The 13688-nt window shown below is 40.0% G+C and carries 12 protein-coding genes; 10 read left to right on the forward strand and 2 right to left on the reverse strand.

Annotation, left to right across the window (positions count from 1 at the left end; genetic code table 11):
* Positions 1–277 precede the first annotated feature (277 nt).
* From PseudUWO311_RS03385 to PseudUWO311_RS03410, 6 genes are all read left to right on the forward strand, one after another.
* Positions 278–2119, forward strand: coding sequence for an ATP-binding protein (locus PseudUWO311_RS03385; protein WP_190303380.1), 1842 nt, complete (start codon positions 278–280; stop codon positions 2117–2119).
* Positions 2120–2263: 144 nt separating this feature from the next.
* A complete protein-coding gene (locus PseudUWO311_RS03390; RefSeq protein WP_142653658.1) occupies positions 2264–3196 on the forward strand; it encodes a FecR domain-containing protein in 933 nt (310 codons plus the stop codon).
* Positions 3197–3296: 100 nt separating this feature from the next.
* Positions 3297–3518 (forward strand): hypothetical protein, encoded by a 222-nt coding sequence (locus PseudUWO311_RS03395; RefSeq protein WP_142653659.1) that lies wholly within the window; start codon positions 3297–3299, stop codon positions 3516–3518.
* Positions 3506–4543: a metal-dependent hydrolase gene (locus PseudUWO311_RS03400; protein WP_142653660.1), complete on the forward strand. Its 1038-nt coding sequence runs from the start codon at positions 3506–3508 to the stop codon at positions 4541–4543. The genes PseudUWO311_RS03395 and PseudUWO311_RS03400 overlap by 13 nt, the downstream gene beginning before the upstream one ends.
* On the forward strand, positions 4530–5645 hold the full coding sequence (locus PseudUWO311_RS03405; protein ID WP_142653661.1) for a hypothetical protein: 1116 nt from the start codon (positions 4530–4532) through the stop codon (positions 5643–5645). Before PseudUWO311_RS03400 ends, PseudUWO311_RS03405 begins: the two co-directional genes overlap by 14 nt.
* 187 nt (positions 5646–5832) lie before the next feature.
* Entirely contained in the window at positions 5833–6504 is a 672-nt protein-coding gene (locus PseudUWO311_RS03410; protein ID WP_142653662.1) for a hypothetical protein, read from the forward strand.
* A gap of 132 nt (positions 6505–6636) precedes the next feature.
* Here PseudUWO311_RS03410 and PseudUWO311_RS03415 read toward each other — a convergent pair whose 3' ends face one another.
* On the reverse strand, positions 6637–7017 hold the full coding sequence (locus PseudUWO311_RS03415; protein WP_190303381.1) for a hypothetical protein: 381 nt from the start codon (positions 7015–7017) through the stop codon (positions 6637–6639).
* Positions 7018–7125: 108 nt separating this feature from the next.
* Between PseudUWO311_RS03415 and PseudUWO311_RS03420 the strand changes: the two genes are divergently transcribed.
* The 3 genes from PseudUWO311_RS03420 to PseudUWO311_RS03430 all read left to right on the forward strand — a co-directional run bounded on the left by PseudUWO311_RS03420 (position 7126) and on the right by PseudUWO311_RS03430 (position 9587).
* Positions 7126–7740: a thermonuclease family protein gene (locus tag PseudUWO311_RS03420; protein WP_190303382.1), complete on the forward strand. Its 615-nt coding sequence runs from the start codon at positions 7126–7128 to the stop codon at positions 7738–7740.
* 467 nt (positions 7741–8207) lie between these two features.
* Positions 8208–8729: a hypothetical protein gene (locus PseudUWO311_RS03425; RefSeq protein WP_142653665.1), complete on the forward strand. Its 522-nt coding sequence runs from the start codon at positions 8208–8210 to the stop codon at positions 8727–8729.
* A 177-nt stretch (positions 8730–8906) separates the two neighbouring features.
* On the forward strand, positions 8907–9587 hold the full coding sequence (locus PseudUWO311_RS03430; protein WP_190303383.1) for a tetratricopeptide repeat protein: 681 nt from the start codon (positions 8907–8909) through the stop codon (positions 9585–9587).
* 158 nt (positions 9588–9745) lie between these two features.
* Here PseudUWO311_RS03430 and PseudUWO311_RS23895 read toward each other — a convergent pair whose 3' ends face one another.
* Positions 9746–9895, reverse strand: a complete 150-nt coding sequence (locus PseudUWO311_RS23895) for a hypothetical protein (RefSeq protein WP_190303384.1) — start codon at positions 9893–9895, stop codon at positions 9746–9748.
* A 730-nt stretch (positions 9896–10625) separates the two neighbouring features.
* Here PseudUWO311_RS23895 and PseudUWO311_RS23900 point away from each other — a divergent pair.
* Positions 10626–13442 carry a protein kinase domain-containing protein gene (locus tag PseudUWO311_RS23900; RefSeq protein ID WP_190303385.1) on the forward strand — a complete coding sequence of 939 codons (2817 nt, stop codon included), beginning with the start codon at positions 10626–10628 and terminating at the stop codon, positions 13440–13442.
* Positions 13443–13688 lie beyond the last annotated feature (246 nt).

Raw genomic sequence — 13688 nt, forward strand, 5'->3', positions numbered from 1 at the left:
ATTCTTTTAACCCCCTCGTTTATATAATAGTTATATACGATAGTGGTGTTAAATGCAATACTGCTAGAGACAAAAAAACGAGTTTCAAGAAATTTGTTTGCTAATCAATTAAATAAAGCTAAAATACTTTAAATGCTTTTATAGATACTACATTAGGCAACCTTTTAACAAAAAAATAATGAGTCAGTCTCATCAACTTAATATCGCAAACATATCTGGCAATGAATGGTCTCCAATCTTTGGAGATGAATTTTTGCCTAGACTTGTTGGCAGTATAATGACAGATCCATATTTTGCGATAGTTGAGCTAGTTGCTAACAGTTGGGATGCTGGATCTAACAAAGTTGATATTATTTTACCAAATCAAGAGGGTGGTATTTTTTCTATTGAAGACAATGGAAATAGCATGTCTAAAGAGCAGTTCCAAAGAAGATGGAGAGATTTAACCTACGACCGAATAAAAGAACAAGGAAGTACTGTTGAGCCTTCTTTCAAAAAAACTCCTAAAAAAAGAAAGGTTTACGGTAAGAATGGAATAGGTAGACATGCGATGTTCTGCTTTTGCGAGGAATATTTTGTTGAAATAAAAAATGATGGAATCTTAGTATTAGCTTCTGTGAAAAGAGCTTCTGGAGAAAAATGTTTTGACATAGACGTTAAGGATGAAAGTTCAACAGATCTTACTGGAACTAAAATTTATGGGTCAGCGACTAAGAATGCATTTAATCTACTAGAGAGTGAAGTGTTAGATTTTATAGGATCGCGGTTTATTGCTGATCCTGAGTTTAATATTTCTGTAAATGGGAAAGTTGTAAAATTTGAGGATCTCCATGCATCTTCTAATGATTTAAAGGTATTATTAGATAACAGAGAAGAAATTATTATTAAACGCTTTGATTCCGAAAAAACTGGTAGAACTAGCAAGCAGAATGGGATTTGCTATTGGGTAGACCAAAGACTTGTCGGAATGCCTAGTTGGGAGGGGTTTGATGGTACTTTGCTTGATGCAAGGCATACAGAAGCAAAGCGTTATACTTATATAGTCATGGCAAATATTTTAGGTGAAGACAAAAGCAATATTAAACCTGATTGGTCTGGGTTCTATTCATCCGTTTTAGTTAATGAGGTAAAGAAAAAAGTATCATTAGCAATCAAAGATGATTTAAGAGGATTAACTAAAAATTTAAGAGAACGAAACAAGAAGGCAGCCATTGATGCAAATCGAAATGTAATAGCAAGATTACCGTTATTATCAAGAGAACATATTGAGCAATTTGCCGAAGAAATACAAATAAGTTGCCCCAATATTAATGCTAGAGATCTCGAAAACGCAGTAGCAACTTTAGCGAAATTAGAGAAATCCAGAACAGGGTATTTGTTACTTGAAAAACTTTCTAATTTTGACATTCAAGATCTAGATGATTTGTCTGGAATATTGGATGAATGGTCGGTAACAGACGCAAAAAGAGTTTTACAGGAGATTGAATGGAGGCTAAAACTACTGATTCAAATGGAACACTTTTTAGATACAAAATCTGCCGATGAACTTCATCAGTTACAGCCATTATTTGACCGTGGGCTTTGGGTTTTAGGTTATGAATACGATTCTTTGGAATTTGCATCTAACAGAGAATTGTCAACTACACTTAGAAAATTATTTAAAGAAGAGGATGTTTCTAGATTAAGAAACCGTCCAGATTTTGTTGTCATCCCTAATGAGTCATCACTTTCTGTTTATGCCCGTGACACAGCAGAAAATGATGATAGACAAAAGATGTCAGGGTTTCAGTCAGTAGTTATACTTGAGCTAAAAAGAGCTAAATTACCGATTGGGTATGACGAAATAGATCAGGTGAAAAAATATGCTAGAGAAATCAGAAGTAGAGTTCCTTCCACAACAAAAATTAATTGCTATGTTTTTGGGACAAGCGTTGATCGCAGTTTAGATAGTGGGGAAATAAAAGAGGGAAATATATCTATTTATCCGACTGAGTATTTATTGGTTATTAGGCAAGCTCAAAGAAGACTTTTTAAACTGCGAGACGAAATAAGTTCGTTTGACTATCTAAGCGACTTATTTACTGAAAAGCAAGGAGATTTATTTGAAAATGATATTTAACCACAATTGTAAGCAGAAACGAAAAAAAACCTAAAACTTTAGGCTTGGTGTGTCAAGTATATTAATGCCTTAATTTTTAGCAGTCTAGTATAGAAATACAAGATTATTGTGGCGGCTGACAGTTTCGCTACTTTCACGCCTAATATGAAAAAAATACTACTTCTAATTTTTATTTCACTAATTGCTAGCTGTAGCAACAGTGAACCCTCACCAAATTCTTCGCAAACTCCAGCAAATATCACTACTGCTAATCCAACTGTATCTACAACAACTACTACATCTACAACTCAACCTAACGCTGATATTCAATCCGCTAAGGTTGCAGAAATTCTAGATGGAGATCAGGTATTTATCCACGATCGCAAAGCGGCTGTTAATGATATTGCCAAATCACAAGAGCGAATCAGGACAGGTGAATCAGGTACAGAGATTGAATTTAACAATCATGCGATCGCACGCCTCAGTCATAACTCTCTTCTAACTGTGGGCGGCTGTGGTGCTCAATTACTGAAAGGTAGTGTGTTAATCAATGGCGCAGTTTCAGCCTGTACCTCTTCAATAAATACTGGTGTACGCGGAACAACTTATTTACTCGAAATTGATGAAGACGGTAACGACCAGATTCAAGTTTTAGAGGGTGAAGTTGCAGTTACTCGCAATGATGAACCAACACCGCAGATACAAGTTGTAAAGAGTGGCGAAAGATTGCGTAATTTTAGGAAAACGAAAAAAGTAGTACTTCAAAAAATTTCTCAGTCAGAGTATGAGACGTTGTTAATCAGTCCACTTGTAAAGGGCTATAAACGAGATCTCCCAAGTCTCGGAAAAGTTAAAGCGAAGTTTCAAGTACTGTTTCCGAATGTCAAACCACCAGTTCTTGAAAGAAAAAATGATTTAAAAATCGAAAAATTGGAGCGTCCAGAGATTAGAGAAAAACCAGATCAGAAGGGGAAATCTGATTTCAACGAAGATGATAAGAAATCTGAACCGAAAGACCAGGACAAAAAAGACACAGACAAAGAAGAGAGACGCGAACCGATTAAAGATAATTTACGGAAATCACCATCTCGTCAATAATAAATTTTTTAATCTTATGTCGAGATGGCAAAGCTATTTGCCCTTGCTTAGTCTCAAAAGCCTTGACTATGCTTAGAGACGTTGTGTTATCTCGCCAAAAATGATTAAGGGCATTTACGGAGACGAATATCAGCAGTTTCAACCCGAACAATGGGTCAATGTTTATCGTCGAGATTCCTGCGATCGCGCAATTTATTACGCGACGATGCAAATTGACGATCTGAAATGGCGAGATGAGCCACTAGAGGATTTTCTGCTCGAACCAGTCACGGAAATGGGTGATGTGATGTCAGTCGAGGAGGCTAAGCAATGCTCTCGATAACACATGCTGCGATCGCAACTTGCTCTGTATCGTTGATTATTGGCACAGCCGATCCCGTCGTTCTTGTGGCAAGTGCGATCGCGTCCCAACTGCCTGATGTGGACAGCACGAAATCCTATACAGGTATGGTGCTTTACCCGATCGCCAAATACCTAGAAGGTAAGTTTGCCCATAGGTCGGTAACTCATTCATTTCTTGCCACGGGTATTGTGACAGCCATAACCGCACCCACTGCTCTATGGTTTAGTTGGCAAATATGGCTCGGCATTGCGATCGGCTATTTCTTTGGTTGGTTCTCTGATGCCTTTACCAAAAGCGGTGTTGCTGCGTTCTATCCCAGTAATTCGAGATTGGTAATACCAGGGAATCCCAAAGCTAGACTTAGCACTGGTGGAAATGGTGAATATTGGATTTTAGCCATAGCGATCGCACTGCTAATCATTAGCTGCAATTTCATTAGTAACGGTGGTATTGCTGAACTGTTTGAGCGCTCGTTTTTCCGAGGAGCCGACACCGCTGCCGATGTGTTTAAAAAGTATGGAAGCAGTCAGCAAGTTTTTGTAAAGGTTTCTGGCATCAATCAGGCAACGTCCGAAAAGATTGAGGAGAAAGAATTTAAGGTCATTGCGTCGGGCGGCGAATCTTCAATCATTGCTAGAGATAATCGCGGCGATTTGTACCAGATTGGCAAAGATAGTGCGTCTCAAATACGACCGAGTAGCGTAGAGACAAGACTAGGAATTAATATTTCGATACAGGCGATCGAGGTGGAGCCTAAAGATATGTTTGTGTCTGAATGGCTTCAGTCAGTGCCTAGCAATGCTTTTATTTCTGGCAATTTGCTTGTCGATAATGTGGAATCTTTGCGATTTCCCCTAGAACAAAAAACATTTAATACTTTTCGACTATCAGGCAGTCAAATTGAACTAATAAATGCTCAAAAAACAAATCTAGAGCCAATTATGGACTCATTTATTTTGAATGGAAAAGCAATTTTAAAGGTGCGTAGTGATGAACCGATATGACAATCTACCAGAGATTCTAGCGGAAGCGATCGCCCAACGGATGATCGAAAGTGGTGCAGCCGAGAAGGTGAAATCTTCGGTATTGGCAAAACTGGCAAAGCATAGGGAACAAAAGCGCAAATCTCGTAGAGAGAGAGTTTTAGTGGCGATCGCTATTTGGTGGATTGGCGGAAGCTTCGGGTTTTGGATTGGTGGGAAATTACCCTTTGCGATCGCGCAATCAGAGGGAAACAGGATTACTGCACCCAAGGAATCGGTGACACAGCCTAGATTATTGCGAATTACTTTAACCTTGAGTGACCCCAAGGACTTGAAAGTTAAAGAAAAAGATTTTTTGCAAAAGGATGCCATCATTAGCGATCGCACGGACGAAAGGACAAGACTGCAAGCGCAACGCTCTGAATACCTAGCAACTATCAAAAGACTATCACTAGAGCCATCGAAACCGATTGAACCTCTGGCAGTACGCAAAGCTCCTGAACTGCCTCCACAGAGCTTTGCTGAATTTGAATCAGAAGTAGATTTTCAGCGCATTAAGGTAGAACGAGCTAAGAATCAAGTGAGTTTGCAACAGCGAAAAATCGATCTCATAGCTACTCTTGATGCTAAAGATTTACCGTCTGGAGTGGAAGCCCATGAGAGTGAAAAGCTGGCTCAGGTTAAGTCTGATTTGGCGAAGGAAGAGGCAATGCTTCAACTTCAGCTTGGAAAGTTCGAGACTGCCAAGGCGAATCGGGCTTTGAAAGAATACGATTCTCAAGAGGCATCGGTAAGGCTGGCTTTACAGCAAAATCAAACCCAGATGGAATATCAAAAAGCTCTGGCTGAATATAACCGTTCGGAACAAGAGCGCCAGTTTAGGATTGCGGAAATCAGATCGAAGATTGCTGATGTCGAGAATAAATTACAAGAGTTGTCAACAATTCGCGCCCAATTTGCTAGTGAGGTTAGACGGATTAGATATGTTAAGCAAGTCAATAATGCGATTGAGCTTGAGTTGTTTTTGTATGCTGCCGATCGCAACGACAGACGCATTCGCACAAACAGTAAAGGATCTAGCCCCGCCACTTTCAACCAAGAATCCTTTACCAAGCCCAATTAGATTAGAGCGGGTGGATGGTAAGCCTGTGATTACTATCGATCGCCCAGTCAATAAACCAGTCGATAAGTCAGGTGTAAACGTTGTCAAACCTGTAAACGGTTCTAGGTGAAATGGAGAAGATGAACCGATTGAAGGATCTGGTTTAGATGAAAAACTGGAAAATCGTGAGGAATCGGAGCAATTTGAAATGCTGAAGGGTGATTTGCCATGTTTGGATTCAACACCTGAATGCATCAAACAATTAGAAGCTTTAGCGATCGCCAATAGTCCCGAACTGAAAGCCATCGATGCACAAATTGCCAGTAGTTCTCAGGCTGTGAAGTTGGCTAAAGTTCAAGGTGAAGATAGTTTTGCGGAAACTATTACACCGTGGGTATCAGCGATCGCCCCAATCCTTTTACAAAATTCTAGACCGTTAGCCCCCTTTGAAATTCGCACATCTTTAGAATCAAGATTATTGTTTGAGGCATTGCCCACGATTATTAGTGGCAGAGCCACTTCTGACGCAAATCAGACCCGTAATGCTCAATCAAATGCTGATCTTGCTATCAAATTAGCCCAACTTGAAAAAACTAAGGCTGAGATTGCGATCGCGATCAAGGGCAAAGTAACCGATGCTGTGATTACTTTTGAGCAAATCAAAGATGAATCAGATCTGCAAAGTACCATCGTGCGCCGTGAAGAAGTGCGTTCAAAATTAATTGAGATTTCATACCGACTTGGGGAAGGGACAACTACTGAGCAAATTGCTAGGCTGAATGATTTTGATCGCAAAAAAATAATCGCAGCCCAGTTTAAAACTAGACTGCGATCGCAAGCTCTGAGAATTCAGCGGCTCTGTAAGGGTTCGGAAAGCTAATTTAAACGCACTAGAGTACTGCCATTTGTGCATCTATTGGGAGAACCAATGGGAAGGCTAGCAACAGTTTGAGAAATAGCAGTTCCAGATAGAGGCGTTACGGCAATTGTAGTTGCTGGGTTGTTGCTAAAGCTAGAAGATAGAAATACTACATGTAGGAATGCCGTTTGTAATAGATTCAACCAAGATGCCTTGAGCCGTAAAACTGTATGCTCCCGCTCCAACGCTTATCTGGCTTAATCCGTACTGTGAGGCATTTCTCAAAATCCCAAAGCCACAAGCATTAGTGCGAATCGGAATTTTTTTAGTTACAGTTCTACCCGTGAAAGAGATCGGAATCTGTGTTCTGGGAGTGCCAGTTACAACAACGCTTTGAACTCCTGATGTTGGGTTTTGAACTTTAAATACACTGGGTAATTGAGCAAATGCTTCTTGACCCGTTGCGATCGCCCCTGCAATCGCCAAACAAATCGAACCGACACGAATTAATTTTTGCACTTGTTTAGTCCTCAAAATTTATTTATATAAAAGCTGAGGACAAATTTCTTACTCTAATAATAGCCTGAGCCTAGCTATATGCAAGGTCTTAGGCTATTTTTTTTATGGCTAATCGTGGAAACCATGAAAGAAAAGTTTGTCGAGTCGGTTGTTACGATTATTGCGATCGCAGGAATCGTCAGTTTTTTCCTTTGGCAAAATCACCAACGGGAGATTGCTAACAGCCCCAGTTATGAGGGAGATCAACCTGCGATCATCCGTCCGATAAGATTGGCAGATACCCAGTTTAGAATTTGTGAAACTACAAAAGTATTTGATGGCGATACGATCGCCGTTGATTGCGATGGGGAAAAATTAAAGCTTCGTTTTTGCGGAATAGATGCGCCTGAATTAAGTCAGCCTTTGGGTGATGAGTCCAAGGCTTTGATGGTGAAATTAGTCGGTGGCAAGCAAGTTGTGATTAGACCAATCGAACGCGATCGTTATGGTCGCACCATTGCCGAAGTCGAGGTAAAGAGCGATCGCAAGCGCTTCGATGGTGAGTATGAGATTGCGTTTGTTGGTGGTGAGATGATTGGTGCAGGCATGGCTTATCACTATCGGCAATTCTCTGGGAACTGCCCTAACAGAGAAATAATTGTCAATGCCGAGGACGAGGCTAAGAAGAAGAAAATTGGTGTGTGGAGTGGCAATTTTCAAAAGCCTTGGGATTATCGAAAAGCCCAGAGATCTAACTAAAGCATTGACAAAGAAGCGATTGCACAGGTAGCGATCCCTTCTTTGTCTTTAGACATAATTAATGCTTGATAGATAGCCAGATTGGTAAAACTTGATCTCTTGTGAGCCTCTATAGTTCCTAAATGCGTCCTCAGCCGCTTCATAGGTTTTAAATCCAGTAGAAAGAGCAAGACCCCTTGAACTGAAGATATAAAAACCATCCTGTTCGATGCTTGAATCTAAACACTTTTTTGTGTCATAAGTTCTAAGTTTTGTCATTGGATTTTTTGTAACGCTACCCCATGTACTGTTACATAACGCTCTGCGATCAAAAGTTATAACGCATACCGATCCATAGTTGTTTAGAAAGTAACGCTCTGCGATCCTATGTTGATAGAAGTTGTCACAGACTGCGTGACACACTTGCATAGTCAGTACCGCTCTGCGATCCTGTTGCTATAAATTTTGTAACGCGAGGCGATCCAATCATGGAAACCATCACTGTACCTAACTTTCGGACTAATCGCGAAGTTGCTGAAATGTTCGGCTGCACGCCTGAATATATTAGAAAGTTGAAATCGACTAAGGCTGACGAGCTAGAGGGGCTTTGGGAAAACAACAATCCCGATGGGGAAACTACTTGGACTGAGGAAGGAGTTGAAAAACTTTCTGAATTGATCAAGACTGATAAAGCCAAGGAGTTTCGGGCAAGTGCCTTAACTAGAAGGACGCAGGAAGCGATCGCTGTCGATCGGGCGGAGTTAAATCATCCATCTTCTCAAGATTCCCCTAGAACAGATCAGGAAGTTTCAGCCTATGAGATTCCCAGCCCAACAGCACAAGGTGGAAGGTATGCAGATTTGCCTGAGAAAATGGGACAGGCGATCGGCAATCGAATTCTTGACAATGATGGACTAAAGCGAATGGACAAAGCTGCTGCCATGACCTTGCTTAAAGCTGCAAATTTAGACAATATTGGTATCGATCTAGATGACTTGTTAGGCAACTAGAAAATTATCCCCATCACATTTAGAAGCGATAGCTGTCCGCAAACAGCGATCGCTTTTTTATTGATTAAAATTTATCTGGAGATCGACTCGCTAAGGCTAAAATTTTGAAGTAGTCTCAAAGGCGGTGTTATGACTTCGCGGTTTTACTCGGTTGCGTTTGTTTTGATAATTAGCATTTTGGGATTTGGACTACCATCAGATTTGTCTTTAATCACTGCCCAAGCGCAGACAATACAAAGCCGCAAGAATGATGCAAATCGACTATTTGAGCAAGGGAAAGAGAAAGTTAAAATCTCTCAGTTTGAGTCTGCTTTGCAATCATTTCAAAAAGCATTGATAATCTACCAAAATATCGCAGACAGAAGCTCTGAGGGCAAAACTCTGCTTTATATGGGGTTAAGTTACGGTTCTATCAACAAATTTGATAAAGCTTTTGAAAACCTACAACAATCTTTGGCTATTATGAGGGAAATCAAAGATAGAAAGGGTGAGGCGCAAGTACTTGGAAACCTTTGTAATGCTTATGCTTACAAAAGAGAATTTGAAATAGCTTTGCAATATGCACAGCAAGCTTTAGTAATTGATCGAGAAATCAAAGATAAACGCGGTGAAGGTCAAGATTTAGTCTGTCAAGGTCTTTCATATTATTTTCGTGGCAAATATGACAAAGCTATTGAAAGTTTTCAGGCATCTTTAACCATTGCAAGGGGAATTAAAGCCCAAGCTATTGAAGGTCAAGCACTAGCTGGACTGTCGGCTGTCTACGACAAACTAGGACAAAAAAAGAAAGCAGAAGATTACCTTGGTCAATCTTTGGCAATCACGCTACAACTCAAAGATACATTCGTAATACGCTAGTCCCAATTAAAGAGACAAATATGCTCCTAATTAAATGTATAGAATTATTTGCAGATTGTCGTTTTGATTTGGTTGCTTTTACTGATTTGCTCCAATATTTTGTGTAATTAACTGCATCACCTATTTCATTTAACAAACAGTGGAATAATCTGCATAATCTAAGAACCTGCGATCGCCATCGCCACAAACCAAGGAAATATTTGCCAAATGCAATATGCCATCACAACCAAAGCAACGATCGCAGGAATGAAAAACAATATGCGTAGGTATCTGAGTCTAGATTTAGGTTTAGCAGATTTTAGTTCCATGTTTGAATTGTTCTAGGGGAAAGGTGAAACGCTTTACTATTAACAACTTAATTACTTTTACTGCTTATTTGAAGCTTTAGCCCCAGATTATCTAACCATTGTGCGAACTCACACACAGATTGACTTTTATTATTTGCTGCAAAATCTCTTACCCACTGGCGATCGCTATCATTGCCTAATGCAGCCGCGACGTGTGCTAATCCTAAAGGTAGCAACTCAGGCTCAGGATCTTTCTCTTCCAAAATTGTCGTAACATAAGCTGCCGATTCTTCGCGATCTTTAAGAGAACCGATTAAAAAGTCTTCGTGAGTTGTCGTAAGCTTTAGTCAGAAGTGGAAAGTTGTAAAAAATTATGAAATGGACTGCGATTTGCTCCGCAACGCTAGCTAACGCGGGAAGTTGGCGACAAACTAATCTTGACATAGAAAGTAAAGTGCGTGAAGGAGTTTGATTAAAGTTTTTAGCTATGAGGTTTATTCACTCTAGGGAAATTAGTTCAATAGGCATCATTACAGATAACGATTTCTAAGACCAGCGATCTCTTTGTTTGTAGAAAATCGTCTTACTAAGACTAAAATTTTGAAGTAGCCTTAAAGGTGGTGCGATGGCTTCGTGGTTTTACTCTGTTGCGATTGTTTTGTTTGGTGCTAGTTTTATCGCCAGATTTGCCTTTTGTAACTGCTCAAAGTGACGGTAGCGATTAGCAAACTAAAGCGAACTAAACACATATATGGAAATCCCGACTACCCTAGCAGGACATTACCAAATCGTTAAGCATATAGGCGGCGGCGGATTTGGTCAGACATTTCTAGCTAGAGATCTACATCTACCAAGTAATTCTCTCTGCGTTGTCAAGCAGCTAAAGCCAAAAATTGACGATTCAGGTACGCTCGAAATTGCCAAGCGCTTATTTAATCAAGAAGCGGAAACTCTTTATAAATTGGGCGATCGCCACGACCAGATCCCGCGTTTGATGGCACACTTCGAGCAAGATAGCGAATTCTATCTAGTACAAGAATTAATCGAAGGAATAACTTTAGAAGACGAACTTGCGGATGGTAAGCGCATAAGTGAAGTAGAAGCAGTCGAACTTTTGCGAGATGTCTTGCAAGTGCTTTCCTTTGTGCATCAGCAAAATGTAATTCATCGCGATATCAAGCCATCAAATCTGATTAGGCGAGATCGAGATCGTAAGATTGTCTTAATTGACTTTGGGGCGGTAAAAAAAGTCAATGTCCAAACAGGCAACCCATCTAGCCAAACTAGTAGTAATACTGTAGCAGTGGGCTCCCCTGGATATATGCCGAGCGAACAGATTTCGGGACAGCCGCATTTTAGCAGCGATATTTATGCAGTAGGGATGCTCTGCTTCCAAGCCCTGACGGGGATGCTACCAAAACAGTTGCCTAGAGATAAGCAGTCGGGCGAATACAGTTGGAATTTATGCAGCAGGGTATTAGCAGAGAATGGTCTAGGATCGGTGACGATTAGTTCAGGGTTTGCCAATATTCTTGATCGCTTGGTGCGCTACGACTATCGCCAGCGCTACGAGAATGCAAGCGATGCTCTAGAAACTTTAGAAAAGCTAATTAGTCAGACTGATAGTGATATTGCCAATCAATCAACTATTCTTTCGATTGGTAAATCTCAAGATAATTCCAATCATCAATCACAACAGCCTACTTCAATTCTAGAGCCGAAAGAATTATCTCTACAAAAGAAAGAAACGTTATCTAATAGCCCAATCGATCGCCAAGAATATCGAAATCGCCAAATTCTACTTAATAAGGTAAAAAACTTCTGGGTTAAAGGCGTTTTAGAAACTTCTTTACATAGCAAAGTATTGATTGACTTGGGGCTAGAAGAACGATCCTTTGCAGTAGAGCGTCCTTGGTCTGTAGTTTTTCAATCTGAAGAACAGCTTGCTCAAACATTGCCGTCGGGCACAAAAATCATTGATAAATTGAATGAATTGGGCGCTGGGCGATCGCTATTGATACTAGGTGCTCCTGGTTCAGGAAAGACTACTACCTTACTTGAGCTTGCTCGCGATTTGATAGCTGAAGCTGAAAAAGATGTCAATAAATTAATTCCAGTCGTGTTTAATCTATCATCATGGACAAACGAAAAGCAGAGTATTGCGGATTGGCTGATACAGGAATTACATATTAAGTATCAAGTTGCTAAGGAGATTGGTAAAAGCTGGATTGAGACACAGCAGCTATTTCTGTTATTAGATGGTTTAGATGAAGTCAGCATCAAAAGACGAGATATATGCGTCCAAGCCTTGAATCAATTTACGCAGTCCAAGGGTCAAACAGAACTTGTTGTTTGCAGTCGGATTGAAGACTATAAATCTCTCTCTCATCGTCTCAGGGTACAAGGAGCTATTTGTATTCAACCGCTTACCTTTGAACAAGTGGATCGATATCTAATTAGTACAGGTTCAAATCTAGAAGGAGTATCAACTGCCATTCGTACCGATGAAACCTTGCAGGAATTGGTTCGATCGCCTCTTCTACTGAGTATTATGACTTTAGCCTATCAAGATCTAAATTCTGAAATATTACTACAAGCCCAAAAGTCTATTGAAGAGCGCAGAAAGCATTTGTTTGACACTTATATTCAAAGAATGTTTGATCGCCAGATCCTGCAAAGAGAATATAGCAAAGAAAAAACTATATTTTGGCTGTCTTGGCTTGCTAAGCAATTATTACTTAGATCGCAAACTGTATTTCTGATCGAACGAATTCAACCTGATTGGTTGAATTCAATTCACAAAAAGTGGATTTATTCAATATGCTTAGGCTTGTTTGGGGCAGCTTCTATTGGTCTGGTTACTGGTGTAAATTTAGGGTTGATATTTGACATACAAACTGGATTAGTTGGCGGGATTTTCTTGGGGATTGGAGGCGGTCTAATTGCTGGAGTTATTTTAGGACTAATTCAAACTGAGATCCAGACTGTAGAAACCCTCAAATGGTCTTTTGAAAAAGCTAAAAAAACCATTCTTGTCGGATTACAAGTAGGACTAAGTGTAGGCATACTTTTGGTTTTAGGAATTAATTTTGCAAGTTTTAGTCTTCATTGGGCTATCCCTACTCTGATTCAGAACTTAAGCTATGGTTTAGGTGGTTTGGGTACTGGTTTAATTTTTATCCTGCTACAAGGTCTTGCAGGTTCAACGATTGAAACAAATACAGTACCAAATCAAGGGATTTGGAGATCTCTTCAAAACTCTCTATTGTTTACAATCATCGGGGCAATTACCTTGGGGATTGTCGCCCTTCAAGTAGGTTTTCGTGCACCTACATTTGGCATATTGATTGGAATATTGTTCGGAACTTTCTCACCTGCTGGATTGGCGTGTCTCCAACACTTTGTATTACGTTTAGTACTTTATCAAAATAGTTATATCCCTTGGAACTTAGAGCATTTTCTTAACTATGCTACGAAACTCATCTTCTTGCAAAAAGTTGGAGGTGGTTACATCTTTATCCATCGCTTGTTGCTAGAACATTTTGCCCAAATGTCTCCAAGGAAATAATGCATTTGTCTTAATATCCATTAAATGAGAACTTTAGAAAAACGATCTCCAAAGGGAGCGATCGCTTTTACACTGGCTCCTTCATAATCGAAGAATTATTGCACTGAAATAAATCCTAAATTCTGCCCAATTTGTTGCCCCTGCGGAGAAAGTGCAAACTCGATAAATTGTTTAACAACAGGACTAGTCGTTCTTTTTGCCGCTAAAAATAAGCTGCGACTGATGGGGTATTTCCCAGACTTTATA

This window comes from Pseudanabaena sp. UWO311, from assembly GCF_006937785.1.
Taxonomy (GTDB): Bacteria; Cyanobacteriota; Cyanobacteriia; order Pseudanabaenales; family Pseudanabaenaceae; genus Pseudanabaena.